Genomic DNA, 26,314 nt, shown 5'->3' on the forward strand with positions numbered 1-26,314 from the left:
GCACCCGCCGCGTGACACCCGGCATCCACCGGAGGCCGATCGGGTGACGCGGGTTGCGGCCGACGGCCGATGAGTGGTCCGACCACGGCGGTCACGCCGGGCGGAGCCGGGCCGGGCGGAGCACCGGCCGGTGGTGCGGGCGCGGTGGCGCCGGTCTCCGTGTCAGTACGGATGTGCGGCGGCGGCGGGACACGGGATCATCCGGCCAGACCACACCGACGCTCGGCCCGCCGAGACCAGGGAGAGCCCCAGAACCATGACCACGACCCAGCACCACGACCTCGAGCACGCGCTGCTGCTCGGCGGTGAGCTGCACGGCTACCGGCACCACGAGGTCGAGGATGCCGCGCGCCGGGCGGGGCCGGCGCACCTGGCCGTGCAGCCCAACCACGTGCGGGTCCACGTCGCCACGCTCGGGCTGGAGGCCGCGCGCACCTTCCTGACCGACGAGCGGCTGTCCAAGGACGCCCTGGGCGTCGCCGGCGCGATGCGGCAGCACATGGTCGAGGCCGGGGTGGAGCCGAACGTCTCGGCGATCATCGGCGGCAGCATGATCAACGCCGACCCGCCGGACCACGCCCGGTTGCGCCGCCCGGTCGCGGCCACGCTGACCCCGCGCCGGGTCGAGGCGCTGCGGGACAGCGTCACCGAGATCACCCGCGGGTTGCTCGACGCGCTCGACCCGAGCCGGCCCGACGACGTGGTGGCGGGCCTGGCGCTGCCGCTGCCGCTGACCGTGATCTGCGAACTGCTCGGCGTGCCGCGCGAGGACCAGGCGATGCTGGCCGCGTGGTCCTCGGCGATGATGACCGAGGTGCCGGAGCAGCAGCAGCCCGCGTCCGAGGCGATGGTCGGCTACCTGGCCGCGCTGATCGAGCGCAAGCGCGCCAAGCCCGACGACGCGCTGCTGTCCGCGCTGGTGCACGTCGACGTCGAGGGCGACCGGCTCGCCCCGGACGAGGTGCTGACCACCGCCGTGCTCATGATCGCGGCCGGGCACGAGACCACCACCGCGGGCATCGGCAACACCCTGGCCGCGCTGCTGCACACCGGGCAGTGGTCCGCCGTGGCCGCGGCCCCGGACGCCGTGCCGGACGTGGTGCGGGAGAGCCTGCGCTTCGACCCGCCCACCCGCAACATCCCGCACTACCTGGTCCGCGAGCCGATCGACCTCCGCGACGACGTGACGCTGCCGGCCGGCGCGCTGACCATGGTCAACCTCGGCGCGGCCAACCGGGACCCCGAGGCGTTCGGCCCGGACGCGCACCGGTTCGTGCCGTTCCGGCCCCGGCCCGCCCGCGCCCACCTGACCTTCGGCAACGGGTGGCACCGGTGCGTGGGCAGCGCCCTGGCCACGATGGAGATCGAGATCGCGGTGCGCGAGACGCTGGTGCGCTTCCCCCACGCGGCGCCCGCGACACCGGTGGACCGGGTGGTCCGCAACCCGCACGTGGTGATCAACGGGTTCACCCGCCTCGACATCGTGCTGGGCGGGTGAGCGGGTCGGGTCAGCGGCGGGCGCGCGGACCGCTGAGGTAGGTCACGAGCTGCAACCTGTTCCGGACGCCCATCTTGTTGAGGATCGACGACACGTGGGTCTCCACCGTCCGGGGGCCGATGTGCATCGCCTCGGCGATCTGCTTGTTCGTCAGGCCCTCCATGACGTGGCGCAGCACCGCGTCCTCGGTGGGCGTGAGGCCGGGGTGCGGCGCGACCGCGCCGGCCGCCCGGTCCGCGGCGCCACCGGGCGGCGCGCCGCCGAAGGGCACGTCGTCCAGCGCGGAGTCGATGTACTTGCCGTCCAGGACCAGCGCGAAGGCGTCCTCGACCGTGCCGACCTGCACGGCGAAAGCCTTGTCGTACTGCTCGCCGGTGAGGTGCTCGGCCACCGCCCGCTCCGCCAGCTCCCGCAGCACGGCGAACACGCGCAGCTTGCGGGAGAGCTGGATGCCGGTCGCCTGGTGCAGGCCGTCGGCCGCGCCCAGCAGCCGGGCCGCGGCGGTCGCGTAGCGCCGCCCGCAGCGGGCCAGCGCCCAGGCCAGCACGGGCAGCGTGAACAGCGGCGTCCACCGGTCCCCGATCCGCTGCTGCCCGCGCACGCTGTCCAGCAGCACCCGCACGGCGGCGCGCGGGTCGTCGTCGAACCTGATCAGCGACACCGCCTGGCACCACAGCGCCCACGCCATGCCCCACTCGGCGCGCAGCCGCCGGCACTCGGCCAGGAAGTCGGCGGCCGCGCGCCTGCCCTCCTCGGCGTCCCCGAGCAGCACCGAGCCCATGGTCAGCAGGATCTCGGTCAGGTGCGCGTCGACCAGCGCACCCGGACCGTAGGACAGCCACTCGCGGTGCGACTCGCGCAGCAGGTCCATCCCGGCGCGGTCGCCGTCGATCAGCAGCACCTGCGCGCCCTTGATGAACAGCAGCGCGGCGACCGGTTGACCGGCCGGCGCCATGGCCTCGGCCTCGGCGATGCGGGCCAGCACCGCCTGGCGGCCGTCGCCCAGGCACAGCATCATCCAGGCGTCGAGCGCGATCGCGCTGGCGCGCAGCACCGACGGGACCGCCGGCGCCGCCCGCAACGCGCGGTTGAGCCACAGCGACTGCTCGGGCAGCCGCCCGGAGTAGGTCCACCAGCGGGTGCGCGCCATGTCGACGGCCATCTGCAACGCCTCGGTGGCGGACCCCGGGTCCTGGTGCAGCGCGCCCAGCGCCGCCCGGAGGTTTGGCATGTCGACCTCGACCGCGCGCAGCAGCTCGATCTCGTTCTCGCCCCGGAACCCGGCCGCGTGCTGCGCCGCGACCCGCCGGTAGTGGTCGCGGTGGCGCCGGCGGACCGCCGCGCCCGCGTCGGGCAGCTGCTGCAACCGCTGCGCGGCGAACTGCCGGACCGGTTCCAGCAGCTCGTAGCGGGCCCGGTTGGGGAAGGGCACCACGAGCGACCGGTCCACCAGGCCCGCCAACGCCTCGGCGACCGCGTGCTCGGGCAGGCCCTCGCCCGCGCACACCCGCTCCGCGCCCTCCAGGTCGAACGAGCCGGTGAACACCGACACCGCCGCCAGCAGCAGCCGTTCGGCCGGCTCGCACACCTCGTAGCTGGGGCCGATGAGCTTGTTCAGCGTCTCCTGGTGCGGCGAGTTGTCCAGCCGGGCGGCGATGACCTCCGGCGACAACGACCTCATCTGGCCCACCACCAGCTCGATGCCCAGGGGCAGGCCGCCGAAGCGGCGCAGGATCTGCCGCACCGCGGGCCAGTTCCGCTCGGTCAGCTTCCAGCCGGGCGCACCCGTGCGCGCCCGCTGAACCAGCAGCTGGACGGCCTCGACCTTGGGGTTCAGCGGGCCGTCCTCGGCGGGTAACTCCAGCGGCGGCACCATGACCAGCGCCTCGCCGTCGAGGGCGAGCAGCGTCCGCGTGGTGGTCAGCACCCGCAGGTGCGGCGCGCCGCGCAGCAACGTGGACACCAGGTCGCCCACTTCCTCCACCAGGTGCTCGCAGTTGTCCAGGATCAGCAGCATCCGGCGGTCGCGCAGGTAGGTCACCAGCGACGCGCGCAGGTCGCGGGCGGACTGGCTGGGCACCCGCACCGCGGACATCAACGCCTGCTCCAGCAACGCCGTGTCGCCGGCGGGCACGCCGCGCAGGTCCACGAACCGCACGCCGTGCTCGTAGGCGGGCTCGACCTGCCGGGCGTACTCCTTGGCCAGCCTCGTCTTGCCCACGCCGGGCCCACCGGTCAGCGTGACCAGCCTGGTCGAGTCGGCACCGCCCATCGCGCCCCTGAGGTCGGCCAGCAGCACACGCCTGCCCACGAAGGTGTTGAAGGTGCCGAAGTGTCCGTCCTGGCCGATCGCTTCGGCCCGAAACGAGGTGCCCATGTCGAGCACCGTACGACACCCGGCGCGGTGGGCGTCGGTCCCGCCGCACTGATCAACACGCCGAGCGGTCGGGTTACCGGTGTCGGGATCGCCGGACCAGACTGGGCGGTGTGACGGGCGACGCACGCGAGTTCTGGGACGGTCAGGCGGCCACCTTCGACCAGGAGCCCGACCACGGGCTGCTGGACCCGGGAGTGCGCCGGGCGTGGGCGGATCTGCTGCTGCCGCTCGCGCCGGCCGCACCGGCGTCCATTGTGGACCTGGGCTGCGGCACCGGCAGCCTCGCGGTGCTGCTCGCCGAGGCGGGCCACGACGTGACGGGCGTCGACTTCGCCGGGCGGATGGTGGACGCGGCACGGGAGAAGGCGCGCGTCGCGGGCGTGCGGGCGGACTTCGCCCAGGGCGACGCCGCCGACCCGCCGTGCCCGGCCGCGTCGTTCGACGTGGTGCTCGCCCGGCACGTGCTCTGGGCGCTGCCCGATCCCGGCGCGGCGCTCGCGAGGTGGGTGGGGCTGCTCCGGCCCGGCGGCCTGCTGGTGCTGGTGGAAGGCCGCTGGTCGACCGGCGCGGGGCTGCCCGCGGCGCGGACGAGGGAGCTCGTGCTGGACGTCCGCGAGCAGGCCGAGGTCCGGCCGCTGCCCGACCCGGCGCTGTGGGGCCGGACCGTCGAGGACGAGCGCTACCTGGTGGTCAGCCGGAGCTGACCGGGGGTGGCGCGACGGGCGGAGGGGGAGGTCGCCCGTCGCGCCGGCACGAGGTCAGACCCGGCGGCGCCGGATCACTCCTCGAAGCCCATGGCGTCGCCGCCGTCGTCCTCGAACACCTCTTCCACGACCTCGCCGAGCACCATGCCGCCGACCACACCGGCCGCGACGCCGCCGACGACCGCGCCCATGCCGGGGCCGCGGTGGCCGTGGTGCCCGTGCTGGTCGTGGCCGTAGCCCGACTGGCCGTAGCCCGGCTGGCCGTAGTGCTGCCCGCCGAACGCCGAGTGGCCGCCGCGGTCGGCGACCTGCGCGAGCCACTGGTTGATCGCGCCGGCCCAGTCGGTGTTCACCGCGTCCTGGTGGGAGGCGTGGAAGCGGCCGAAGGCGTCCGAGCCGGAGCTGAACAGGCCGCCGCGCTTGTCGGCCTCCAGCACCACCACGAGCTCGTGCGGGCTGGTGACGAAGGTCAGCTCGACCTGGTTCAGCCGACCCGCGTACCGGGCGGGCGGGAAGAACTCGATCTCCTGGTAGAAGCCCAGCTCCTGGTGCACGCCGTGGATGCGGCCGGCCTCCACGTCGGCGCTGCGGAACTGGAACCCGAGCTGCCCGAACGCGTCCAGCACGCGGTCCTGCGACGGCAGCGGGCCGACCAGCAGCGGGTCCAGGTCGCCCTTGTCGGGCGCGCCGGAGATGACCAGCTCGGTGCGCACGCCGACGGTCATGCCGGGCAGCTGCTGCCCGCCGACCGCGGTGATCGGGGTCTCCCACGGCACCGGCAGCTGGAAGGGCACGGCCATCGGCTGACCGGCCGCCACCCGCACGTCCCGGGCGACGACGACGCGCAGGAACTCCGACACACCGCCGAACTCGTGGTCACCGTGCTCGACCTCGACCCGGGTGACCAGCGACAGCACGATCTGGTCGATCCGGGCCTCGTTGCTGCCGCCCTGGATGCGGACCTGCCCGGTGACGACCTGGCCCGGTGTGGCGTGGGGCGAGTCGAGGACGGTGTCGACGGACGGTCCGCCGACGCCGAAGGCGCTGAGCATCCGTTTGAACATCGGGTTGTTTCCTCCGGGTTGGGTGGGTGTCACGTGGTGCGGAGCAGGGTGTCGGTCTCGTCCTCGAAGTCGCCGATCAGCTCTTCGAGGAGGTCTTCCAGCGCGGCGATGCCGATCACGCGGTTCTCGGCGTCGGACACCAGCGCCAGCTGCGCCCGTTCGGCGCGCATCGCGGTGACCGCGTTCGCGACCGGCATGGCGGCGGGCAGCGTCACCGTGTCGTTCATCAGCTCGCGCGCGGTCGCCCGGCGGCCGGCGGCGACGGCGCGCACGGCCTCGCGGATGTGCACCAGGCCGATGAACCGACCCCGCACGTCCACCACCGGGAACCGGGAACGGCCCGACTCGCGGCTGCGGCGCTCGATCGCCACCGGGCTGCTGTGCTCGGACACGCTCAGCGCGTCCTCGATCGGCACCATCACCTGGGCGACCGTGGTGGCGCGCAGTTGCAGCATCCGGGTCAGCAGCCGCTGCTGGCCCTCGGGGATCAGGCCGTGCTCGCCGGACTGCCGGACCAGCATCCGCAGGTCGTCGGGCCGGTGCGCGTGCGCCAGCTCGTCCTGCGGCTCCACCTTCACCAGGCGCAGCAACGCGTTCGTCGTGCGGTTGAGTCCACTGAGGAGCCACCGGACCGAGTGCGCGAACGCGCGGAACGGCAGCGCGAGCAGCACCGCGGAGCGCTCGGGGTGCGAGATCGCCCACGACTTCGGCGCCATCTCGCCGACCACCATGTGCAGGAACACCACCAGCACCAGGCTGAGCGTGAACGCGATCGCCGAGGACACGCCGGGCGGCAGGCCGATCGCCGACAGCAGCGGGTCGAGCAGGTCGGCCACGGCCGGCTTGGCCAGCGCGCCCAACCCGAGCGTGCACAGCGTGATGCCGAGCTGCGCGCCGGCGAGCATCAGCGACAGCTCGCGCACACCGGCGACCGCCGCGCGGGCGGCCCGGCTGGTCCCGGCGTCCTGCTCCAGGCGGTGCCGCTTGGCGGCGATGAGCGCGAACTCGGCGGCCACGAAGAACGCGTTGGCCGCCAACAGCACCAGCGACACCAGCAACGACCAGGTGGTGGTCATCGGACACCCTCCCGATCGGTCCCGGCCGCGGCGAGCACGACGGACAGCGGGACGTTGCGCGCGACCGCGGTCACCCGCACCACCGCGCCGTCCACCTCGACCTCGTCGTCCACCCGGGCCGTGCGACCCAGCCGGCTCAGCACCAGGCCCGACACGGTGTCGTAGCTGTCGTGCTCGGGCAGCTCCACGCCGGTGGCGTCGGCGATCTCGTCCACCCGCATCCGGCCGGGCACCCGCCACACGCCCTCGCCCACCGGCTCGATCGCGGCCTCGTCCAGGTCGTCCTCGTCCCGGATCTCCCCGACCAGCTCCTCGGCGAGGTCCTCCAGCGAGACGACACCGGCGAACCCGCCGAACTCGTCCACGACGCACGCGAGCTGCCTGCGCTCGGCGCGCAGCCGTTCCAGCACCGCGGGCAGCGGCAGCGTGGTGGGCACGACCAGGGCGGGCGAGGCGACCTCGGCGATGGCCGTGCCCGCGCGCCGGTCGGGCGGCACGGTCAGCACCTCGGCCAACCCGACGACGCCGCGCAGGTCGTCGAGGTCGTCGCCGAAGACGGGGAAGCGCGAGTGGCCGGTGTCCAGCAGCTCGACCACGCGGGAGACGGGCTCGTCGGCGCGCACCGAGTGGACCACCACGCGCGGCGTCATGGCCTGCTCGGCGACCAGCTCGCGGAAGCCGAGGCCGCGGTCGAGCAACCGCGACAGCTCGGCGTCGAGGTGCCCCTCGCCCCGCGCGTCGGTGATGATCTGGCGCAGGTCCTCCGGCGTGGCGCCCTGGGGCAGCTCCTCCACCGGGTCGATGCCGACCGCGCGCAGCAGGCGGTTCGCCGCCGCGTCGAACAGCCGGATCAGCGGCCCGGCGACCTTGAGGTAGGCCAGGGTGGACGCGCTCAGCGCCTTGGCCAGCGGCTCGGGCCGCGCGATGGCGAGGTTCTTCGGCAGCAGCTCACCGAGCACCATCTGCACCACCGTGGCGAACACCAGCGCGAGCACCATCGACAGCGACACCGACACCGCGGGCGACAGGCCCGTCAGGCCGAGCAGGCCGGACAGCCCCGTGCCCAGCAGCGGTTCGGCGACGTACCCGGCGAGCAACGCGGTGACCGTGATGCCGAACTGGGCACCGGAGAGCATGAACGACAGCTTCCGCGTCACGCGGTAGGCCCGCTCGGCGGCCTTGTCGCCGTCCTCGGCCATCTGCCGCAACCGGCCCCGGTCCACCGCCATGTAGGCGAACTCCTGGGCCACGAAGTACCCGGTGGCCGCGGTGAGGGCCACGATCGCGAGCAAGCCGGTGAGGATCAACACGGCACACCCGCCGCAGGGGGTTCACTGATCAGCCGGGTCCCACCCGGCCCACTACTGCAGCCTTCTACGTCCGTCTCTTCGGGCATACTTCACAGTAGCACGTGGGACTGTATGGTTTACGGTGAGTACACGGAGGTGAGGCCGGAGTGACCGCGGTCCTGCTCAAGATCGGCGAACTCGCCGCCCGAGCCCAGGTCAGCCCCCGAACGGTGGACCACTACACCAGCCTGGGCCTGCTGACCCCGGCCAAGCGCACCGCGAGCAACTACCGCCTCTACGACCCCTCCGACGTCGAGCGCATCCACCTCGTACAACGGCTGGAGGTCCAGGGAGTTCCCCTGGAGGAGATCGCCGGCGCGATGCGGGACCGGCACGTCGACCTCGGCGCGATCCTGGAGCGCATCGACGAGGACCTGCGCACCCTCCAGACCGCGGCCGAGGCCGCGTCCCCTGAGGTGCACGGCCTGCTGGCCGCGGTCGCCAGCCGCGTCCACTCGTTGATCACCGCGGCGTTGCAGATCCCGCCGCTGCCCTGACCGGCCGCCCGCGTTCAGCCCACGCCGATGAGCCCGCGCACCAGGTCGCGGTAGGCGTCCTTCATCGGCAGCTCGCGCTCGACGTGGACGTGCCGCCGGGAGGTGGTGACGTCGACCCCGCGCACGGGGTCGTGGCCGGTCCGGCTGTGGTCGGCCCACCACAGGCCGATGCCGCGCCGCTGCCAGGCGGGCAGCTCGGCGAAGGTGATGCCGTGCTGGAACAGCAGCTCGTTCTTGTCCGCCGTACTGGTGCCCTCCAGCCGGCGGTGGCCTCCTGCCGGGACGCGCCCGCCTTGCGCAGCGTCCAGTAGCACCAGCCGTTGAGCGCGCAGCGGGTCGCGTCGGCCTGCCGCCACGAGACGTAGTCGATCACGTCAGCGGTGCCCGCGCCGAGCCAGATCCGGCTGTCGAAGTGCGCGGGCGTCCCCGCGGCGTGGGTGAACGCGGCCGAGGCGATGCCCGCCGAGATCGACACGACCTTCTCCACGCCGCGGCCGAACAGGTCGTGCCGCGGGTCGAGCACGACGGAGATCTCGTCGCTCTCGGTGTAGGCGTAGCGGGCGCCGAGCTCGGTCAGCAGCGCCTGCGCGGTCTCCACCATGAGCCGGGAGAACCCCGCGTCGAACGGCTTGTCGAAGCGCTCCTCGGTGAACCGCGTGAACGCGCGCCCGTCCACCCGCACGACCGTCCACAGGCCGACCGGCGCGGTCAGCCCGTGGAACCACTCCCGGGCCCGCTGCCCGGCCTCGAACTCGGCCCACCGCATCCGTCACTCCTCCAGGGGTCGCACGTCGAATCCGCCCCGGCCGTCGAACCGCACGGTGAACAACTCGTCGAAACCGTCGGCGGGCCGCGGGCGGCGCAGGCGCTTCACGGTGTCACGCAGACCCACGTCGGGCACCCGGGTTTTGCCGTCCCGGGCGGCGTTGCGCGCCATCGACCCGGCGAGGTCCGGCGGGAACCAGTACCCGACGACCCGCGCTCCGCGCTCCCGGCCGACCGCGATCAGCGGCGCCCACTCGGCGGCCGACGGGTTGGTGTTGTCCACCGCGACGTCGTGCTCGGCGTCGAGCGCTTCGCCGACCAGCCGCAGCTGCCGGGCCTGCCGGCGGCGCGCGTTGGGGAACGCGTCCTTGCTGACGTGCTCGTGGGTCCCGGCCAGCACGGTCCGGTAGAAGGTCGTCTTCCCCGACGCCTGGAGCCCGATGAGGATCGCGACCTCCGCCACCGCGTGATCGTATTCCGCGCCCGGCCGAGGCGGGACGGTGACCGGACTACAGTCCGCCTCCATGACCGACATGCCTCCGGACGACGCGCCCCAGGACGTGGAGCTCGCCCGACTGCGCGAGCCCGCGCCGAGGGAACGGGCGGACGCGGCGCGCAACCGGGCCAGGATCCTCGACGTCGCGGCGCGGCTGTTCGCCCGGCACGGCGTCGCCACGGTGTCGATGGACCAGATCGCCGGGGAGGCCGGGGTCGGCAAGGGCACGCTGTTCCGCCGGTTCGGCGACAAGGCCGGGCTGGCGTCGGCGCTGCTGAACGCCCGCGAGGAAGATCTCCAGGGCGCGATCCTCAGCGGACCGCCGCCGCTGGGTCCGGGCGCGCCGGCGGGTGAGCGGCTGGTCGCCTTCGTCACCGCCTACGCCCGGTTCGTGGAGGACAACCTCGACCTGGTCCGACTGTCCGAGACGGCGAGCCCCGGCGCGCGCTACCGGACCGGCGCGTACCGGTTCTGGCGGCTGCACGTGCGCATCCTGCTGGCCGAGGCACGCCCGGACCTGGACGCCGACTACCTCTCGCACGCGCTGCTGGCGCCGCTGGCCGCCGACCTGCGGCACGCGACCGGCGAGGCGTTCACGGCCGAGCGCGTCGCCGCCGCCGTCGCCGACCTGGCCCGGCTGGTGCTCACCGGCCGACCGGACGCGTGACGCGCGCCTCACCCGTCAAACGGACCGCAGTCCGCTACAGTGGCCATCAACCGGACCGCAGTCCGGTTCGCTGCGTCACGACGGAGGACTGGACCATGACGACCCTGCTGCACATCTCCGCGTCACCGAGGGGCGAGACCTCGGAGTCGCTGTCGCTCGCCCGCACGTTCCTCGACACCTACCGGGCCAGCCACCCCGAGCACCGGGTCGAGACGTTCGACCTGTGGGACGGCACGCTGCCGGAGTTCGGCCCCGACGCCGCGGCGGCCAAGATGGCGGTGCTGGCGGGCCGGGAGCTCACCGACGCGCAGGCACGAGCCTGGGACGCCGCCACCGGGACGTTCGACCGCTTCGCCGCTGCGGACGCGTACCTGTTCAGCGTGCCCATGTGGAACACGGGCGTGCCGTACGTCCTCAAGCAGCTCATGGACGTGGTGAGCCAGCCCGGCCTGGTGTTCTCCTTCGACCCCGAGCGCGGGTACACGGGCCTGCTCACCGGCCGGAAGGCCGCCGTCGTCTACACCAGCGCGGTGTACGGGGAGGGCCGCGGCCCGGAGTTCGGCGCGGACTTCCAGCGCCCGTTCTTCTCCGGCTGGCTGCGGTGGATCGGGATCACCGACCTCACCGAGGTCGAGTTCCGGCCCAACCTGGCCGCCGCGGACGTCGACGAGCGGCGCAGGCTCGCGCACGAGAGCGCGGCGAAGGCTGCGGAGAGCTTCTGACCACCCCGGTCGGCGGGCGTCGGCCACGAGGGCGTCGACGCCCGCCGTCACACGTCCTGGCCGGCGCCTGCGGAGGGCACCGCCGTGAACGTCCTGGGCGTGGCCCAACCCCGCCGGGCGAACGCCGCCACCACCGCCCGCACCACCCCGTCATGCCGGTCCACCGGCACCAACGCGATCGCCGACCCGCCGAACCCGCCACCCACCATCCGCGCACCCAACGCCCCCGCCGCCTTCGCCGCGTCCACCGCGACATCCAACTCCGGCGCGGAGACCCTGTAATCGTCGCGCAACGAGGCGTGCGAGGCGTCCAGCAACGGCCCCAACTCCGCCAACCGACCCGCCCGCAACAACCCCACCGCCGACAACACCCGCTCGTTCTCGGTCACCACATGCCGCACCAACGGCCGCAGCTCCTGCGGCACCCGCCCCAGAGCACCGTCCAACCCCGCCACGTCCACGTCCCGCAACGCCGCGACCCCCAGCAGCGACGCCGCCCGCTCACACCCCGCCCGCCGCGCACCATAACCACCGTCGGTGTGCGAATGACTCGCCCGCGTGTCGACCACCAACACTTCCAACCCGTGCGCCGCGGCGTCGAACGGCACCTGCTCCGCCTCGAACGACCGCACGTCCAAGAACAACACGTGCGCCTCGGTGCAGCACAACGACGCCGTCTGGTCCAACAACCCCGTCGGCGCACCCACGAACTCGTTCTCCGCCCGCTGCACCCACCGCGCCACCACCGGCAGATCATCCACCGGCCGCTTCGCCAACCCCAGCAGCGCCAACGCCACCGCACACTCCAACGCGTGCGACGACGACAAACCCGCCCCCGCCGGCACATCACCCGCGATCACCAGGTTCGCCCCACCGGACACACCCTGCTCGCGCAACACCCACGCCACACCCGACGGGTACGCCGCCCACCCGCCCACCACGCCGGGTGCCAGATCGGCGATGGCGATCAGGTCGGCGTGCTCCTCCGTGCCGTCGTCGTGCAGGGTCGCGACGTGCAGCATCCCGTCATCGCGCGGTGACGCGGCCACCGCGGTCCGGTACGGCAACGCGAACGGCAGCACGAAACCGTCGTTGTAATCCGTGTGCTCCCCGATCAGGTTCACCCGACCAGGCGCGGACCACACACCCTCCGGCGCCGCCCCGTGCACCCGGCTGAACGCCGCGGCCGCCCGCCGCGCCGGACTCGTTTCGACCACGGCCCACTCCCCACGTCTCGGTTCCCCAACATCCAACACCGACAGTGCTGGGATGTCGACTGTTGTTTGACTTACATCCAATAGACGGGCATTCACGTTGATTTTCGATCGACGACGTTGACCGGCGCGACGTGACTCAGTCCCACCACAGCACGACCGCCAAGCCCCGTTCCGCGGCCTGGACGTAGAAGTCGCGCAGCAGGGCGTGCTGCTCGGCCATGTGCCCGGCCAGGTCGCCGACCACCTCCGCCGCCATCGCGCCCCACTCGGCCTCGACCCGGTCCCGGCCCGACGGCACGGCCGCGCGGACCACCTCGGGCGGCACGGCCCGCAACGCCGCCGCCACCTCCCCGACCCGAGGCGGCTCCAACGCCGTCACCGGGTGGTCGAAGATCGTGTCCGGGTGGTCCCGGTAGGACGGGTTCACCTCGTCGTCGCCGTCGAGAGCGAGCCGCATCGTCGCCTGCGCCCCGACCCCGGCCCGCTCCCACGCCCGCTTCAGCAGCACCGGCCACCAGTCCAGGTCCAGGTGGTCCTCGCGCGGAGCCGCCCGGAAGGAGCACAGCTCGTCCAGCGCGTCCGCCGACCGGCGGCACTCGGTCAGCCGCGGTGCGGTGATGCGGACGAGCTGCTGGGTCACGGCCATGCGGCGCAGTATGGCAACGTCGGCGGGCCGGTGCCGCCGATCACCCGTGACACAATCGGCGACGTGCAGATCGGGATGCTGGGGCCGTTCGAGGTGCGCGCGGGGGACGGCGTCCTGGCCGACGTGCCCGGCGCGCGGTTGCGCGGGTTGGTGGCCGCGCTCGCGCTCGAACCGGGCCACGTGGTCCCGAAGGCGGCGCTGGTCGACTGGATCTGGGGCGAGCACCCGCCGGCCGACGCGGCGAACGCCTTGCAGCGCTTGGTGTCCCGGCTGCGCAAGGTGCTCCCGGAGGGGACGGTCGAGGGGCACCCGCACGGCTACCGGCTGGCGGTTGCACCCGACGCCGTCGACGCCGTGCGCTTCGAGCACCTCATCACCCAGGCCCGCAACGACGACGGCCCGCGGCGGGTGCGGCTGCTGCGCGACGCCCTGGCGCTGTGGCGCGGCGCGGCCATGCAGGACGTCGGCCTGTCCGACAGCGAGGCGTTCGACGCGGCGGTCACCCGGCTGGACGCCCTGCGCCTGACCGCCGCGGAGGACCGGTTCGACGCCGAAGTCGCGCTCGGGCACGGCGCGGACGTGATCCCGGAGCTGACCGACCTGGCCGCCGCGCACCCGACCCGGGAACGGCTGGTCGCCGCGCTGATGCGCGCCCTCGTCGCGGCCGGCCGCGACACCGAGGCGCTGGTCGTCTACGAGCGCACGCGGGAAGCCCTGGCCGACGCGCTGGGCGTGGACCCCTCGCCGGAACTGTCCACAGTGCACGTCGCGCTGCTGCGGGGCGAGCTGGGCCGGCGGGAGGAGAACCGCAGGACCAACCTGCGGGCCGAGCTGACCAGCTTCGTCGGCAAGGACGCCGATGTCGCCGCGGTCCGCGAGCTCGTCGCCGACCAGCGGCTCACCACCCTGATCGGGCCGGGCGGCTCGGGCAAGACCAGGCTGGCCGCGGAGACCGCGCGCACGCTGCTCGACGACCTGCCGGACGGCGCCTGGCTGGTGGAGCTGGCCGCCGTCGACGCCGACGGCGACGTGGCGCAGGCGGCGCTGACCGCGCTCGGGCTGCGGGACGCCCTGCTCGGCGACGCGCCGAACGCGGAGCCGACGGACCGGCTGGTCGCCGCGCTCCGCGAGCGCGAGGCGTTGCTGGTGCTGGACAACTGCGAGCACCTGATCGGGTCGGCGGCGGAGTTCGCGCACCGGCTGCTCGGCGAGTGCCGCAGGCTGCGGGTGCTGGCGACCAGCCGGGAGCCGCTGGGCATCACCGGTGAGGCGCTGTGGCTGGTGGAGCCGCTGGCGCTGCCGCCGGTGGACGCGACCGCCGACGAGATCGGGTCCGCGCCCGCGGTCCGGTTGCTGCGCGACCGCGCGAGCGCGGTGCGCAAGGACCTCGTGGTCGACGCGTCCGCGCTGGCCACGATGGTGCGCGTCTGCACGGCGCTGGACGGGATGCCGCTGGCGATCGAGCTGGCCGCGGCCCGGTTGCGCACCATGACCCTGGACCAGCTCGCCCACCGGCTCGACGACCGGTTCCGCCTGCTCACCGGCGGCAGCCGCACCGCGCTGCCGCGGCACCGGACGTTGCGCGCGATGGTCGACTGGAGCTGGGAGCTGCTCACCGACGAGGAACGGGTGGTGCTGCGCAGGCTCTCGGTGTTCTCGGGCGGCGCGAGCCTGGAGGCGGCCGAGCGGGTCTGCGCGGGCGACGCCGTCCACCCGGACGACGTGCTGGAGCTGCTCACCTCGCTGGTGGAGAAGTCGTTGCTGGTCGCCGTGGGCGACGGCACGCCGCGCTACCGGATGCTGGGCACGATCAAGGAGTACGCGGCGCAGCGCCTGGCGGAGGCCGGGGAGGCGGACCTGGCCCGCACCGCGCACCTCGCCCACTTCACCGAGCTCGCCGAGGCCGCCGAACCGAACCTGCGCCGCGCCGAGCAGCTCACGTGGCTCGCCGTGCTCCACGCCGAGAACGACAACATCGTCTCGGCGACGCGGGGCGCGATCGCGGCGGGCGACGGGCGGGGCGCGACGCGGCTCGCGGCGGCGGCCGGCTGGTTCTGGTGGCTCAGCGGGCACAAGTCCGAGGGCATGGAGCTGCTCACCGCCGCCGCCGGCACGCCGGGCGAGGCGCCCGACGAGGTGCGGGCCATGGTGTACGCGCTGATGTCGACGTTCGCCAGCTCCGGTCCGGCCGACGAGCACCAGGCGGCGGAGTGGATCCACAAGGCGTACGCCTTCAGCCGCGGCGGTCGGCCGAGCAACCCGCTGCTGGCGCTGGTCGTGCCGCTCGAACGCATGTTGCAGGACCCGGACGCGCTGTTGTCCGCGTGGGAGCCGTTGCTGGACCACGACGACCCCTGGGTGCGCGCGCTGGCCCGGTTGCAGCTCGGCAAGATGCGGATCGGGCTCGGTCACGGCGGGTCGGAGGCGGACGCGCACCTGGAGACCGCGCTGGCCGAGTTCCGGGCCATCGGTGAGCGCTGGGGCGTGTCGTTCGCCCTGTCCGAGCTGGCGGACCGGATCACCGTGCGCGGCGAGTTCGCCCGCGCGTGCGAGTGCTACGACCAGGCCATCGCGGTGGTCGAGGAGGTCGGCGCGACCGAGGACGTGATCCTGATGCGGGCGCGCCAGGCCCGGCTGCACTGGCTGCTCGGCGACAAGGACGCCGGCGCCGCCGCCCTGGCCGAGGCGGAACGGCTCGCGCGACGGGTGACCTGGCCGGCCGCGCTGGCCATGCTGGTGCTGGCGAAGGCGGAGCTCGCCCGGTGGAGCGGCGACGGCGAGGAGGCCCGCGCGCAGCTCGGCCTGGCGAAAGCGGTCCTGGGCGAGGAAGCGGACCGGCCGAACATCCGGGCGGTGGAGCACGACCTGCTCGGCTACCTCGCCGACGACCCCGACGAGTCCCGCGCGCACCGGGCCGCGGCCTGCGCCGCCGCCGCCGAGGTGGGGTACGCGCCGCTGATCGCCCAGGTGCTCGTCGGGGTGGCGGACCTGGCGCTGCGCCGGGACCGGCCCGAGCAGGCCGCCCGGTTGCTGGCGGCGAGCGCCGCCGTGCGCGGGTTGCCGGACCGCTCCTACCCCGACGTGGACCGGATCGAGGGGGCCGCGCGGTCCTGCCTCGGTGACGCCCGGTTCGCCGAGGTGACCGCGGAGGGCGCGCGGGTGGACTGGTCCGAGCTGGTCGGGGCGGTTCTCGGCGAGGCGTGACCACCGCCGTCCTCAGCCCGCCGCGCGGCGCACCACGATGTCGCCGTGCCGCGTGCGGGCGTGGACCCCGATCACGTCGGGCCCGTCGGGCGAGGTGGCGCGGTCGCGCACCGGGCCCCGCTCGCTGTCCAGGTCCAGCCGCGCCGCCGCACCCTCTCCGAGGCCGACCTCGATGGTGCCCGAGCGGTTCGCCGACTCCGCCCGACCGCGCGTCAGCCGGCCGATCCGGATCGCACCGTCGCCGGTCCTGGCCGTGACGCCGCCGTCGGCGCGGTCGACGTCGAACCCGCCGCTGCCGCTGGTGAGGTCGACCGCGGCGCGGGCGTGGCCGATCCAGGTCCGCCCGCCGGAGCCGGAGAGCCGGACCGCTCCCCCGACCTCGCCGATCCGCGCCACGACCACGCTGCCGTCGATGGTGACGGGCCCGGCGACGTGGCCGACCACGAGCTCCCCCGCCGCGATGGTCGCCCGCAGCGCCTCGACCCGCCCCAGCCGGACCCGGCTCGACGCCGTGTGCAGCTCGCAGTCGCCGAGCGAACCGTCCACCTCCACTCCCGCGTGCGCCAGGTAGGCGACCAGGGCGGACCCGGCGGGCAGGTCGATCGTGACGGCGATCGATCCGGTCTTCGCGCCGGAGGCGGTCGTCTTCACCGACAGCCGATCGCCGGTGAAGTCGACCCTGGTCCCCTCGGCGACCTTGACGTGCGCCTCGCTCGTCCGGTCGACGGGTTCGACCCGCACGACGGTGTCGGTCCGGTCGCTCGCGGTGACCCGCACCCCCGCCCCGGCGACGACGATGGTGGCGGTGATGGGTGTCGGGGTGGCGAAGACGGTCATGTCGGCTCCTTCCCGCCGGGATTCAGCCCGGCGGCGGGGTCGAGGCAGGTCGACGCCCGCCGTGCTACTCCGACGTGTCCGTCCAGGTGACGGGCAGCTCGTGGACGCCGTAGATGTTCATGTCGGTCCGGAGCCTGACCTGGTCGGCCGGGACGGCGAGTGCCAGCGTCGGGAAGCGCCGCAGCAGTCCACCGAACCCCGCGCGCATCTCGATGCGGGCCAGTTGCTGGCCGAGGCACTGGTGCACGCCGTGGCCGAACGCCAGGTGGCCGCGGGCCGCGCGGTGGACGTCGAGCGCGTCGGGGTCCTCGAAGCGCCGGGGGTCCCGGTTGGCCGCGAGCAGCGAGACCACGACGGTCGACCCGGCGCGGATCGTCTCGCCGCCCAGCTCGATGTCCTCCGTGGCGTAGCGGTAGAAGATGTCGGCGACGGACAGGTAGCGCATCAGCTCCTCGACGGCGCCGGGCAGCAGCTCCGGGTCGGCCCGCAGCGCGGCCGACTGCTCCGGGTGCTCCAGGAGGGCGAACGTGCCCAACGACAGCATGTTCGCGGTCGTCTCGTGGCCCGCCAGCAGCAGCAGGAAGGCGATGCCGGTCAGCTCCTCGACGGTGAGTTCGTCGTGCCGGGCCAGGTCGGACAGCAGGTCCTCGTCGGGTTCGGCGCGCTTGCGCGTGACCAGCCCGGCCAGGTACGACATCAGGCCGCCGAACGCGGCCATCTTCTCGTCCAGCGCCACGTCCTTCTCCATGAACTTCGCGGAGTCGGCCTGGAAGCCGTCCCGGTCCTCGTAGGGCACCCCGAGCAGCTCGCAGATCACCAGCGAGGGCACCGGCAGCGCGAACGCCTTGACCAGGTCGACCGGCGGGGTCAGCCGCGCCATCTCGTCCAACTGCCGTTCGACGAGGTCGGCGATGCGCGCTTCGAGCTGCTTCATCCGCTTGACCGTGAACGCGCCGGTGAGCATCCGCCGCAGCCGGGTGTGGTCGGGCGGGTCCATGCTGATGAACAGGCCCGGCACCTGCGGTGACGGCTCGGTGGCCACGGGCATGCCGGGCACCTCGTACGGCACGTGCAGGACGCCGAGGTCCTGGCGCGAGCTGAACCGGGTGTCGGCCATGAGCCGGCGCACCTCGTCGTAGCCCGTGACGAGCCATCCCTCGTGGCCGTCGGGGAAGACCAGCGGGCTGACCGGGCGCACCTCCCGCAACCGGGTGATCCGGCTCGGCGGGTCGAAGGGGCCCGCGTCGCGGTCCATCGGGAGCCCGTGCGGGACGGCGGTCGTGCCGCTCACGGCGTTGTCGCTCATGGTGTTCCTTCCGCGGTGGGTGTCCCGGTCACGATCGCCGACCGCCCGGACACGGTCCTGACACCGCCCTGACACGACCCTGACACGGCCCGCTACTCCACAGTGGACCCCTGCCGGCGGGCGGGTTCGAGCTCGGCGGGCAGGTGCCGCACCGAGCGCACGGCGAGCGCGAGCGGCACGCTCAGCACCGCGACCAGCGCTCCCACCAGGAGCACGGCGTCCGCACCGACGCGCTCGGCCGCGGGCCCGGCCAACGCCATGCCCACGGGCGCGGCGGCCAGGCCGACCACCGCGGACAGGCCCGTGGCGCGGGCGACGAGGTCGGCGGGCACGTGCACCTGCCGCGCGGTCTCCGTGAGCACCGCGTACACGGCGGCCTGCACCCCGGCGGGAACGGCCGCGGCGGCGAGCACGGGCACCGGCGCGCCGGCGGCGAGCAGGACCAGCAGCGGCGCCAGGGCGACGGGGATCACCACCGCGACCCGCAGCGGGCGTCGCGGCTTCCAGCGCAGGGCGATCGCACTGCCCAGCAACGCGCCGACGGCGTACCCGTTGCCGATGAACGCCCACGCCAGCGGGCCGCCCAGCCGCCGGTCGGCGATGATCGGGCCGAGGACCAGGAACGGCGAGATGCACGCGCCGTTGATCACGGCGATCTGGATCGCGGTGGCCGGCAACCACGGGCGGGAGCGGAAGTCGCGCCACCCGTGCCGCAGGGCGGCGAGCGGGCCCGATCGGCGTGGCACCGCCCGGTCCGGCACCCGCATCGCCACGAGCGCCGTGGCGCTGACCGCGAACGTCACCGCGTCCACGGCGAAGGACACGCCCGCGCCGATCGTGGCCACCAGTGCCGCCGACACCACCGGGGCGACCAGCGTCACGGCGTTCTGCGCGGCGTTCACCAGGGCGTTGGCCTGACCGCGTCGGGCGGGCACCACGTCGGCCACCAGGCCGGCCGCGGCGGGGGTGAAGAACGCGGTGGCCGTGCCCGCCACCGCCTGCAACGCCGCCAGGTGCCACAGCGCGGCGGTCCCGGTGAGCAGGAGGACGGCAGTCAGCCCTTGGGAGGCGCAGCGGACGAGGTCGGCCGCGAGCATCACGGCACGGCGTGGCAGCAGGTCGCCCACCACGCCACCGACGAGCGTGAACACGACCACCGGTAACCGGCCGGCCAGCAGCACCAGCCCCACGTCGGTCGGCGACGCGCCGAGGCGCAACGCCCCGAACAGCAGCGCGACGGCGATCATGCCGTCACCGAGGTGGGAGGACGTCCGGGCGAGGAAGTACCAGCGGAACGCGGGGTCGCGCAGCAGCGGTGGCAGCAGTCGGGTCACCGCGAGGACGGTGCCGGCCACCACCGACAGGAACGGCAACGGCCGGCCCGGCGTCGGTACCGCTGACGCCGGGCCGGCCGTTGCGTGCTCCGGTTCTAGCCGAAGTTCACGTCACTGCACCACATGTACGCCTGGTCGAGGTGGGAAGCCTGCCAGATCGTGAACACGATGTGGTGACCCCGGTACGCGCCGGAGGTCTGGACGTTGAACTGGATGTCCTTCGCCGGGGCGAACCGACCGGTCTGCGTGACCAGGTCGAGGTTGCCCCAGCCCAGCCGCTGGGTCTTCGGGTCGAACCCGTTCTTGCTGACGTAGACCTTGAAGAAGTCGGCACCGTGGCTGGCCTGGTCGTACAGGTGCATCGAGAAGCTGCTGCCGACGTTGGTCGTCCGCCACTGGCCCGGGTTGTTCAGGGCGTTGTTGCGCGCGAGGTTGTTGCTGCACAGCGTTCCGTCAGGGGTCGCGCCCTGGAAGTTGCCCCCCAGGCCGTCCCGCAGCGCGCTCATCCAGTTCCACATGGTGTCGGCGTTCGCCTGGAACGCCTGGTAGCACATGGGGTCCTGCGTCTGCATCGCCGGGTTCGTGTGCTGGCTGCCCCACGACTGCCAGCACTGGTAGGCGCGGGTGGCGGGACCGACGATCGTCCCGTGCGCCGAAGCCGTCGGCGCGGAGACGAGAGTGCACGCCACCAAGCCGATGACCAGCGCGATGATGCCCCGCCGTCTGGCGACGGACCCGGAAGTACCACGGACACGCATCGATGGGCCTCCATTCTCCGGATGGGTGTGAGCGGCGGTGATCGATATGGGAGCGCTCCCAGAACGAGTGTCAGCGTATACGTCACTGAGCGAAACTTCAACGAAACTTTGTGTAGCGGTTTCGTTGGCCCGAACCGGACAAAACGATCATCGGTGGGTCCGCGCTGACCTGCGCTTACCGACGAGGTGAATCCTTTCCCGGTGTCGAGGGCTCTTATGGGGGTGAACGTGGTTGATCGTGGTTGGGCGAGCGAGCGGCTCATCGAGGCCGCGCAGGGCGGCGACCCGGAATCCCTCGCCGCGGTGGTGCACGGCGCGCACCCGCACGTGCGGCGGTTCGCCGAGACCCTGTGCGCGTCGCCGCAGGACGCCGAGGACGCGGCGCAGGAGGCGTTGATCGTCCTGTACCGCAAGATCGGCTCCCTGCGCGCCACGGCGGCGCTCGCGTCGTGGATGTTCCGGATCGTCCGGCACGAGTGCCTGCGCCGGGCCCGGCGGACGCTCGACCGGCAGGAAGAAGCGGACGTCGTCGCGGCGGCGGCGTCGGCCGAAGACGAAGTGCTCCGGCGCTTGGAGGCCGATCGCGTCGCGGCGGCGATCCGGGCGCTGCCGGACGTGCAGCGCCGCGTGCTGGTCCTGCGGGACGTGCTCGGCCGGCCGGGGCGGGCGGTCGCCGAGTCGCTCGGGTTGAGCACCCCGGCGATGAAGTCCCACCTGCACCGGGCCAGGGCCGCGCTGCGCCTGAGCCTGCGCGGCACCGACAGCGCCTGACGCCACGTCACCCACCGATGCCTCGACACCCCGGCCGAAGGGAAACCCACCGTGCTCGAAATCGGCTCGCCCGCACCGCAACTGGTCCTGGAGGACACCGACGGGCAGACCGTCCGCCTGTCCGACTACGAAGGCAGGCACGCGGTGCTGCTCTTCTTCATGCGGTCGACGTCGTGCCCGATCTGCAACCGGCACGTCCGCGACCTCGTCCACCGCGGTGACGAGCCGGCCGCCGACGACGTCCGCGTGCTGATCGCGGTCCCCGAGGACCGGCCGGAGGCGGCCCGGTGGAAGGAGAGGCACCGCATCCCGTTCCCGGTCCTCACGGGCCGTCGCGAGAGCCCGCACGAGCTGGTCGGCCTGAGCCGGAAGGTGTTCGGCGCGATGCAGCAGTCCGGCACCGTCCTCGTCGACCGCGAAGGCGTCGTCCGTCACGCCCACGGCGCCACGCTGCCCACGAACAGCTACGACAAAGCCGGAATCGCCGCCGCCATCGCTTCGCTGCGCACCACGGCCTGACCGGCGGCGGGGTCGGCGGCGCAGGAGTACTGCCGCCGACCCGGCACCGGAACGATCAGCGTTGCGCGGGCACCGGGGCCTGCTCCTCGGCGGCCTCCGGGCGGGTCCGGCGCAGCGCGATCATGCCGACCACCGCGAACACCACCACGACCGAAGCCCCGACAACCGCCACCGCGTGCAGCCCGGACGCGAACGCGTCCCGCGCGGTGGCCAGCAGCTCCTCCGCCAGCGGGGCGGGCAGGGAACCCGCCGCTCGCACCGCGCCCGCCATGCTGTCCGAGGCCAGGGCCGCCGCGTCGGCGGGCACCTGCGCGGGCACGGCGACCGCGTCGCGGTACACGGCCGTGCCGACGCTGCCGAACACCGCGATGCCCATCGCGATGCCGAACTCACCGCTGGTCTCCGACATCGCCGACGCCGCCCCGGCCTTCCGCGGCGGCACCGAGCCGACCACCATCTCCGTGCACAGCACGCCCTGCGGCCCCATGCCGAAGCTCGCGATCGCCATGCCCGCCACCACGAACGCCACCCCGCCCGCGCCGCCGGCCAGCGTGAACAGCCCGATCCCGCCCGCCGCCACGAGCATCCCGAACCCGAGCACGAACTCCGGCCGGACCCGCCGCGCCAGCCGCGGTGCGATCAGCGAGCCGACGACCACCGCGCCGGCCTGCGGCACCAGCCACAGCCCCGCCTGCGCCGCCGACAGCCCGGCGACCAGCTGCAGGTACTGGCTGACCAGCAGGAAGACCCCGCCCATGGTGAGCGCGCCGACCAGCATGATTGTCACCGCCGCGCTGAACGCCCGCACCCGGAACAGCCGCAGGTCCAGCATCGGGTCGGCCAGGCCGCGCTGCCGCCGGGCGAACACCACGCCGACCGCCACGCCCGCGACCAGCACGACCGCGTTGAGGAGCGACACGCCGTCCTTGGCGGTCTCCTTGAGGGCGTAGACGACCGGCAGGATCGCGCCCAGCGACAGCGCCACGCTCGCCGGGTCGAGCCGCCCGGCGGCGCTGTCGCGGTACTCCGGCAGCAGCTTCGGCGCGGCGACCAGCAGCAGCACCATGACCGGCACGGCCATCAGGAACACCGAGCCCCACCGGAACCGCTCCAGCAGCAGGCCACCGACCACCGGCCCGATGACCATGCCACCCATGAAGCAGCTCATCCACACCGCGATCGCGGTGCCGCGCTGCCGCGGGTCCTGGAACATGTTGCTGATCAGCGCCAACGTGGACGGCATCAGCGTCGCGCCCGCGACCCCGAGCACGGCCCGCGCGCCGATCAGCATCTCCGGGCTGGTGGACAGCGCGGCCACGACCGACGCCGCGCCGAACGCCGCGCCGCCGATCACGAGCAGCTTCCGCCTGCCGATCCGATCACCCAGCGTGCCCATCGTGACCAGGAAGCCCGCGATCATGAAGCCGTAGATGTCGATGATCCACAGCAGCTGAGTGCTGCTCGGCCGCAGGTCCGCGGCAAGGTGCGGGACCGCCAGGTGCAGCACGCTCATGTCCAGCGACAACAGCAGCGTCGGCAGCGCCAGCACCGCCAACCCCAGCCACTCGCGTCGTCCTGCCCTCATCGTCGTCTCCCCGCGTCTCGATCGTCCCCTGTCACCCTCCAGTCGAACGGCGGGGGCCCGGATCGACAGCGGGGGCCGAGAAGATTTCCCCGATCACGTCTTCGGTCGCATCGCGAGCGGCTTGCCCTCCTGGTCGCTCTCGCTCTGGGTGAGGTCCTGGTCCTTCTGGTAGGCGTTCTCGGCCCAGTTCGCGAGGTTGGTCAGGTCCTGCTTGAGCTGGCCCCAGGTCTTGCGACGGCCACCGAGCCTGCGGATCTCCATCGGCACCATGTACGACCCCTGCTCCAGGTGAGGTTCGATCGTGCTCATGCCGCCGAACACCTCCTCCTGGGTCACGTCACCCTTCTCCAGCCCCGCCCCGGCACGCTTGAACGCGGAGTTGGCGTACTGCTCGAACGACACCTCCCGGGACTTGTCGTCGATCTGACGCGTGTCCTCCTGCGGGTTGTAGCCCTCACCCTGCTCACCCGAGAAGGACTGCAACTGCATGTCGTCGAACAGCTCGGCGAAGACGTTGCCCTCCTCGTTCACGTCGAACGTGTCGATGAAGTCCTGCACAAGTTCGGGCAGGCGGACCCGGACCGTGCCGAGGTCGGAGCGGGACAGGACGACCAGCGAGTTCTTGGGCTGGCCCGACCGGTAGTCGGTCATCCCGGCCAACTGGGTGTAGACCAGTTGGCTGTACCCGTCGAGTGCCGCTTCGTCCTGCTCCTTGTTCCCGCGCTTGCGCTTGCCCGCGCCGGCCCACTCCCGGAACTTCAGCACCGCGTTGCGGCCGAACTCCTTGGCCTGGAACAGGCGGAACCTCGCCTGCTTGACCTGGTCGCTCGGCTCCTGCTCCATGCCGCTGTTGTAGGGATCGCGCTCCCGGTCGTGGGGGTCCGCAGCGCGCAGGGCGTCGAAGAACACCGGCATGCCGGTGAGGGGGACGCCCACCGAGTAGTGGACGAAGAGGCCGCCGTCCTCATCCGCCTGCCTGGTGTCGGCGTAGTCGAGCTGGTTCGCGAGCTTGGCGGTCCGCCCCTTGTCGGTCAGCGTGAGGTTGAGGGTGCCGCCCCGGAGCGTGGACCGGGGGTTGGCCACCGCTTTGGCGTAGAACTGCTGCTGGACCGTCCGCATCTCGTCGGCGATGCGGTGCAGCCGTTCGGACCCCTTCTCGTGGTCCGCCCCCACCACCGACACCGCACCGGTGACGAACTCCATGTTCGAGTACTCGGTCGTGTCCCTGAGCGCGCGCTTGTCGGTGACGACCTCGAAGGCTTGCTCCTCTCCGCCTTCGACGAGGGGCATGGTGCTGCTGCCCAGCTCGGTGTCGCCCACGTCGAACATCTGCCCGTTGCCCTTGGTCACCGGCAGGTCGATCTCCGCCTCGAACCCCAGCTTGCGCTGCACCCGGCCCGGCTCGGCCGGGCCCGGCGACGCCTCGGAGTGGGCGGGCGCGGGCGCGTTGCCCGACATCACCCGCTTCGCGACCGCCTCGGCTTCCCGCTCGTGCCGGTCGCCGGGGTCGCTGACCTTCACGCCGCCGCCCGCGTCGGTGCCCGAGACGGGCCCGCGCCGCTGCTGGACGACGTGGAAAAGCTCGTGCACCAGGGTTTCCGGGTCCAGGCCGTCCGGCCCCGAGACGATGTGGTTGCCCGAGGTGTAGGCGTGGGCCCCCAGCTCGACGGCCGAGCGCTGGGCGGTGGTGTCGGTGTGCAGGCGCACGTCGGAGAAGTCCGCGCCCAGCTTGCCCTCCATGTCCTGGCGCACCGACCGGGACAGCGGCGCGCCGGACGTGCGCAGGACGTCGTGCACGGTCGAGCGCTGGGCCGTGATCACCCGGCTCGTCCCGGCGTTGCCGATCGAGCGCTGCAACGCCATGGCCCGCTGTGGCGTCACCGGGTGGTGCGGGCACCCGGCGTCGTGCTCGTGCTCGGTGGAGCGGGCCTGGGCGCGGCCGGGCGCCACGTCCCGCGCCCGGCCGTCGTCGCGGTCATGTGCGTGCACGAACCCTCCCGGTGTCGACCTGCGCCACCATGCTGAACCGGCGGTCGGCCGGGGAGCAGGGACGGGAGGGCGAGGTCGGGGCAAGGTCTTTGCCCGAGAGGGCACGTGGTCGTCCTGCCTAGCGGAACAGCCCGGCGTGGGCGGTGGCCCACTGCTCGAACGTGCGGGCCGGTCGGCCGGTGACCTGCTCCACGGTGGGGTGCACGGTCGTCTCGTCGATGGTGCGGTCGCGGTAGAAGCCGAAGAACGCCCGGACGTACTCGGCCGGCGTGGTGGCGCTCATCCGCTCCCTGGCCTCGTCGTCCCCCAACGCGTGGAAGCGCAGGTCACGGCCCAGCACCCGGCCCAGCACGCGCACCCGGTCCCCGGGCAGGAGCGCCTCGGGCCCGCTCAGCGAGTAGGCGCGGCCCTCGTGCCCCGGCTCCAGCAGCGCCGCGACGGCCACGGCCGCGATGTCGGCCGGGTCGACGGAGGCGATGGGCACGTCGCCGAACGCGTCGCTGACCACGTCGCCCGCGCGCAGCTGGGGCAGCCACCGCAGGGCGTTCGACGCGAACGCGGCCGGCCGCAGGAACGTCCAGTCCACACCGGACTCCCGGACCGCCGCCTCCGACCCGACCATGTAGGCCGACACGGCGTTGGCGGTGTCGCTGGCCACGGCGGCCTGGCTGGACACCAGCACCACCCGTTCCACCCCGGCGGCGGTGATCCGGCGGAGCAGGCCGGGCATGTCGCGGTAGCCGCGTCTCGGTCCGCAAGTTCCGCGGCCACGTGGCGGACCTGATGGCCCGGGCCGGCGCGAGCACCCGCTTCCAGGCGGCCCTGGCCGCCAAGCAGCGCGGCTGGCTCTAGCGCGTGGTCGCGGTCCGCTTGAGCAGGGTCGTGCCGCACTCGACGACGTGACGCTGTCCGCGGACCTCCCGGTCGATCGCG

At 73.4% G+C, this 26,314-nt stretch carries 23 protein-coding genes; 8 read left to right on the forward strand and 15 right to left on the reverse strand.

All coding sequences use genetic code 11. The annotated features are described in order from the left end of the window. Positions 1 to 256: 256 nt before the first annotated feature. Positions 257 to 1,498, forward strand: coding sequence for a cytochrome P450 (locus tag ACIQMJ_RS19140; protein ID WP_499762307.1), 1,242 nt, complete (start codon positions 257 to 259; stop codon positions 1,496 to 1,498). Positions 1,499 to 1,508: 10 nt separating this feature from the next. On the opposite strand, the gene ACIQMJ_RS19145 is transcribed toward ACIQMJ_RS19140, so the two are convergent. Continuing rightward, positions 1,509 to 3,875 (reverse strand): helix-turn-helix transcriptional regulator, encoded by a 2,367-nt coding sequence (locus ACIQMJ_RS19145; RefSeq protein ID WP_499762308.1) that lies wholly within the window; start codon positions 3,873 to 3,875, stop codon positions 1,509 to 1,511. Between the two features lie 110 nt (positions 3,876 to 3,985). Between ACIQMJ_RS19145 and ACIQMJ_RS19150 the strand changes: the two genes are divergently transcribed. Next, entirely contained in the window at positions 3,986 to 4,579 is a 594-nt protein-coding gene (locus ACIQMJ_RS19150; protein WP_499762309.1) for a class I SAM-dependent methyltransferase, read from the forward strand. A gap of 74 nt (positions 4,580 to 4,653) precedes the next feature. Here the strand turns inward: ACIQMJ_RS19150 and ACIQMJ_RS19155 are convergent, their stop codons facing one another. Genes ACIQMJ_RS19155 through ACIQMJ_RS19165 form a run of 3 tightly spaced genes read right to left on the reverse strand, consistent with a single transcriptional unit; the run spans position 4,654 to position 8,011 of the window. Then, positions 4,654 to 5,643 (reverse strand): sporulation protein, encoded by a 990-nt coding sequence (locus tag ACIQMJ_RS19155; protein ID WP_499762310.1) that lies wholly within the window; start codon positions 5,641 to 5,643, stop codon positions 4,654 to 4,656. 29 nt (positions 5,644 to 5,672) lie between these two features. Continuing rightward, a complete protein-coding gene (locus ACIQMJ_RS19160) occupies positions 5,673 to 6,719 on the reverse strand; it encodes a hemolysin family protein (protein WP_499762311.1) in 1,047 nt (348 codons plus the stop codon). After that, positions 6,716 to 8,011, reverse strand: a complete 1,296-nt coding sequence (locus ACIQMJ_RS19165) for a hemolysin family protein (RefSeq protein WP_499762312.1) — start codon at positions 8,009 to 8,011, stop codon at positions 6,716 to 6,718. Before ACIQMJ_RS19165 ends, ACIQMJ_RS19160 begins: the two co-directional genes overlap by 4 nt. Before the next feature lie 164 nt (positions 8,012 to 8,175). On the opposite strand from ACIQMJ_RS19165, the gene ACIQMJ_RS19170 reads away from it, so the two are divergent. Beyond that, positions 8,176 to 8,565 (forward strand): MerR family transcriptional regulator, encoded by a 390-nt coding sequence (locus ACIQMJ_RS19170; protein WP_499762313.1) that lies wholly within the window; start codon positions 8,176 to 8,178, stop codon positions 8,563 to 8,565. A gap of 61 nt (positions 8,566 to 8,626) precedes the next feature. Here ACIQMJ_RS19170 and ACIQMJ_RS19175 read toward each other — a convergent pair whose 3' ends face one another. Both ACIQMJ_RS19175 and ACIQMJ_RS19180 read right to left on the reverse strand, forming a co-directional pair. After that, a complete protein-coding gene (locus ACIQMJ_RS19175) occupies positions 8,627 to 9,331 on the reverse strand; it encodes a tRNA(His) guanylyltransferase Thg1 family protein (RefSeq protein ID WP_499762314.1) in 705 nt (234 codons plus the stop codon). 3 nt (positions 9,332 to 9,334) lie between these two features. Beyond that, positions 9,335 to 9,793: an AAA family ATPase gene (locus tag ACIQMJ_RS19180; RefSeq protein WP_499762315.1), complete on the reverse strand. Its 459-nt coding sequence runs from the start codon at positions 9,791 to 9,793 to the stop codon at positions 9,335 to 9,337. A gap of 70 nt (positions 9,794 to 9,863) precedes the next feature. Here ACIQMJ_RS19180 and ACIQMJ_RS19185 point away from each other — a divergent pair, with 70 nt between their 5' ends. Both ACIQMJ_RS19185 and ACIQMJ_RS19190 read left to right on the forward strand, forming a co-directional pair. Beyond that, positions 9,864 to 10,493, forward strand: coding sequence for a TetR/AcrR family transcriptional regulator (locus tag ACIQMJ_RS19185; RefSeq protein WP_499762468.1), 630 nt, complete (start codon positions 9,864 to 9,866; stop codon positions 10,491 to 10,493). Positions 10,494 to 10,588: 95 nt separating this feature from the next. Continuing rightward, positions 10,589 to 11,215: an FMN-dependent NADH-azoreductase gene (locus tag ACIQMJ_RS19190; RefSeq protein ID WP_499762316.1), complete on the forward strand. Its 627-nt coding sequence runs from the start codon at positions 10,589 to 10,591 to the stop codon at positions 11,213 to 11,215. A 47-nt stretch (positions 11,216 to 11,262) separates the two neighbouring features. On the opposite strand, the gene galK is transcribed toward ACIQMJ_RS19190, so the two are convergent. Both galK and ACIQMJ_RS19200 read right to left on the reverse strand, forming a co-directional pair. Beyond that, a complete protein-coding gene (galK, locus tag ACIQMJ_RS19195; RefSeq protein ID WP_499762317.1) occupies positions 11,263 to 12,432 on the reverse strand; it encodes a galactokinase in 1,170 nt (389 codons plus the stop codon). Positions 12,433 to 12,568: 136 nt separating this feature from the next. Continuing rightward, positions 12,569 to 13,078 (reverse strand): hypothetical protein, encoded by a 510-nt coding sequence (locus ACIQMJ_RS19200; RefSeq protein ID WP_499762318.1) that lies wholly within the window; start codon positions 13,076 to 13,078, stop codon positions 12,569 to 12,571. A gap of 63 nt (positions 13,079 to 13,141) precedes the next feature. On the opposite strand from ACIQMJ_RS19200, the gene ACIQMJ_RS19205 reads away from it, so the two are divergent. Continuing rightward, positions 13,142 to 16,282 carry an AfsR/SARP family transcriptional regulator gene (locus ACIQMJ_RS19205; protein WP_499762319.1) on the forward strand — a complete coding sequence of 1,047 codons (3,141 nt, stop codon included), beginning with the start codon at positions 13,142 to 13,144 and terminating at the stop codon, positions 16,280 to 16,282. Positions 16,283 to 16,294: 12 nt separating this feature from the next. Here the strand turns inward: ACIQMJ_RS19205 and ACIQMJ_RS19210 are convergent, their stop codons facing one another. The 4 genes from ACIQMJ_RS19210 to ACIQMJ_RS19225 form a co-directional block, all read right to left on the reverse strand. Continuing rightward, complete coding sequence (locus ACIQMJ_RS19210; protein WP_499762320.1) at positions 16,295 to 17,119, reverse strand: DUF4097 family beta strand repeat-containing protein; 825 nt, start codon at positions 17,117 to 17,119, stop codon at positions 16,295 to 16,297. 64 nt (positions 17,120 to 17,183) lie between these two features. Beyond that, complete coding sequence (locus ACIQMJ_RS19215; protein ID WP_499762321.1) at positions 17,184 to 18,425, reverse strand: cytochrome P450; 1,242 nt, start codon at positions 18,423 to 18,425, stop codon at positions 17,184 to 17,186. Positions 18,426 to 18,517: 92 nt separating this feature from the next. Next, positions 18,518 to 19,759 (reverse strand): MFS transporter, encoded by a 1,242-nt coding sequence (locus tag ACIQMJ_RS19220; protein ID WP_499762322.1) that lies wholly within the window; start codon positions 19,757 to 19,759, stop codon positions 18,518 to 18,520. A gap of 95 nt (positions 19,760 to 19,854) precedes the next feature. Next, complete coding sequence (locus tag ACIQMJ_RS19225) at positions 19,855 to 20,517, reverse strand: lytic polysaccharide monooxygenase auxiliary activity family 9 protein (RefSeq protein ID WP_499762323.1); 663 nt, start codon at positions 20,515 to 20,517, stop codon at positions 19,855 to 19,857. Between the two features lie 216 nt (positions 20,518 to 20,733). On the opposite strand from ACIQMJ_RS19225, the gene ACIQMJ_RS19230 reads away from it, so the two are divergent. Then, positions 20,734 to 21,288, forward strand: coding sequence for an RNA polymerase sigma factor (locus ACIQMJ_RS19230; protein WP_499762469.1), 555 nt, complete (start codon positions 20,734 to 20,736; stop codon positions 21,286 to 21,288). A gap of 51 nt (positions 21,289 to 21,339) precedes the next feature. After that, positions 21,340 to 21,807: a peroxiredoxin family protein gene (locus tag ACIQMJ_RS19235; protein ID WP_499762324.1), complete on the forward strand. Its 468-nt coding sequence runs from the start codon at positions 21,340 to 21,342 to the stop codon at positions 21,805 to 21,807. A 55-nt stretch (positions 21,808 to 21,862) separates the two neighbouring features. Here the strand turns inward: ACIQMJ_RS19235 and ACIQMJ_RS19240 are convergent, their stop codons facing one another. From ACIQMJ_RS19240 to ACIQMJ_RS19250, 3 genes are all read right to left on the reverse strand, one after another. After that, positions 21,863 to 23,392: an MFS transporter gene (locus tag ACIQMJ_RS19240; protein ID WP_499762325.1), complete on the reverse strand. Its 1,530-nt coding sequence runs from the start codon at positions 23,390 to 23,392 to the stop codon at positions 21,863 to 21,865. A 93-nt stretch (positions 23,393 to 23,485) separates the two neighbouring features. Beyond that, positions 23,486 to 25,381: an eCIS core domain-containing protein gene (locus ACIQMJ_RS19245; protein WP_499762326.1), complete on the reverse strand. Its 1,896-nt coding sequence runs from the start codon at positions 25,379 to 25,381 to the stop codon at positions 23,486 to 23,488. 118 nt (positions 25,382 to 25,499) lie between these two features. Then, a complete protein-coding gene (locus tag ACIQMJ_RS19250) occupies positions 25,500 to 26,111 on the reverse strand; it encodes an NAD(P)H-binding protein (protein ID WP_499762327.1) in 612 nt (203 codons plus the stop codon). Between the last annotated feature and the right edge of the window lie 203 nt (positions 26,112 to 26,314).

Source organism: Actinosynnema sp. NPDC091369, from assembly GCF_044757065.1.
GTDB lineage: Bacteria > Actinomycetota > Actinomycetes > Mycobacteriales > Pseudonocardiaceae > Actinosynnema.

Bases quoted from the DNA above. Each gene is read 5' to 3' on its own strand.
- ACIQMJ_RS19140 (WP_499762307.1), top strand. From the start codon at position 257: ATGACCACGACCCAGCACCACGACCTCGAGCACGCGCTGCTGCTCGGC.
- ACIQMJ_RS19145 (WP_499762308.1), bottom strand. From the start codon at position 3,875: ATGGGCACCTCGTTTCGGGCCGAAGCGATCGGCCAGGACGGACACTTC.
- ACIQMJ_RS19230 (WP_499762469.1), top strand. From the start codon at position 20,734: ATGGGGGTGAACGTGGTTGATCGTGGTTGGGCGAGCGAGCGGCTCATC.
- ACIQMJ_RS19215 (WP_499762321.1), bottom strand. From the start codon at position 18,425: ATGAGCGACAACGCCGTGAGCGGCACGACCGCCGTCCCGCACGGGCTC.
- ACIQMJ_RS19240 (WP_499762325.1), bottom strand. From the start codon at position 23,392: ATGAGGGCAGGACGACGCGAGTGGCTGGGGTTGGCGGTGCTGGCGCTG.
- ACIQMJ_RS19210 (WP_499762320.1), bottom strand. From the start codon at position 17,119: ATGACCGTCTTCGCCACCCCGACACCCATCACCGCCACCATCGTCGTC.
- ACIQMJ_RS19200 (WP_499762318.1), bottom strand. From the start codon at position 13,078: ATGGCCGTGACCCAGCAGCTCGTCCGCATCACCGCACCGCGGCTGACC.
- ACIQMJ_RS19160 (WP_499762311.1), bottom strand. From the start codon at position 6,719: ATGACCACCACCTGGTCGTTGCTGGTGTCGCTGGTGCTGTTGGCGGCC.
- ACIQMJ_RS19250 (WP_499762327.1), bottom strand. From the start codon at position 26,111: ATGCCCGGCCTGCTCCGCCGGATCACCGCCGCCGGGGTGGAACGGGTG.
- ACIQMJ_RS19190 (WP_499762316.1), top strand. From the start codon at position 10,589: ATGACGACCCTGCTGCACATCTCCGCGTCACCGAGGGGCGAGACCTCG.
- ACIQMJ_RS19155 (WP_499762310.1), bottom strand. From the start codon at position 5,643: ATGTTCAAACGGATGCTCAGCGCCTTCGGCGTCGGCGGACCGTCCGTC.
- ACIQMJ_RS19185 (WP_499762468.1), top strand. From the start codon at position 9,864: ATGCCTCCGGACGACGCGCCCCAGGACGTGGAGCTCGCCCGACTGCGC.
- ACIQMJ_RS19175 (WP_499762314.1), bottom strand. From the start codon at position 9,331: ATGCGGTGGGCCGAGTTCGAGGCCGGGCAGCGGGCCCGGGAGTGGTTC.
- ACIQMJ_RS19225 (WP_499762323.1), bottom strand. From the start codon at position 20,517: ATGCGTGTCCGTGGTACTTCCGGGTCCGTCGCCAGACGGCGGGGCATC.